Origin of the sequence: Thermaurantimonas sp. (assembly GCF_046299575.1) — a bacterium.
Lineage (GTDB): Bacteria > Bacteroidota > Bacteroidia > Flavobacteriales > Schleiferiaceae > Thermaurantimonas.
Window position 1 is genome coordinate 1 of sequence record NZ_JBKBHX010000030.1, and the last position, 516, is coordinate 516.

Here is a 516-nt window from a genome sequence, read left to right on the forward strand (position 1 = left end):
CCTTGAATTAGTCCTGCTACTTTCAAAACCTTTAAATGTTGTGATAAAGTGCTATTTGCGATATGAAATTCTTCCGAAAGGTCTCCGTGATAACAACAAGATTGAGTAGAAAGCAACTCCAAAATAGCTACACGAATAGGATTTGCCAATGCGTTTGAAAACTTGGCTACGAGTACTTGTTTGTCGGTAAATGTCTGCTTTACTTTTTGCATTTTTTATTTGATATTACATTATTCAGTTCGCAAATGTACGAATTGTTCAGTAAAAATGCAAATGGGTGGTGGGTGGGCTTGGTGCGTTGGGGTAAAATTAAATGTGGTGCAAAAGCGTTGGCTTTGTGTGTTGGCTTGCACCTCTTTTAATTTTACGAAGCGTTGGCTTTTCTGTCGTTTTTTGTCGGATTGTCAATGTTAGTAGGGTGTCTCTTGGCATTGGGCATAACGTTTTGGCGCTTGGCGCAGTGGCGGAATTCGGAGCTCAAAACTGTCGATACACCACAAAAGTTGATGCGAGGTA

General features: G+C 40.3%; 1 protein-coding gene. It reads right to left on the minus strand.

The features are described from left to right. Positions 1 to 212, minus strand: a 212-nt coding sequence (locus ACK4EX_RS11735) for an ArsR/SmtB family transcription factor (RefSeq protein ID WP_409773058.1), incomplete at its 3' end; no start/stop codon positions are given. Positions 213 to 516: the final 304 nt, after the last annotated feature.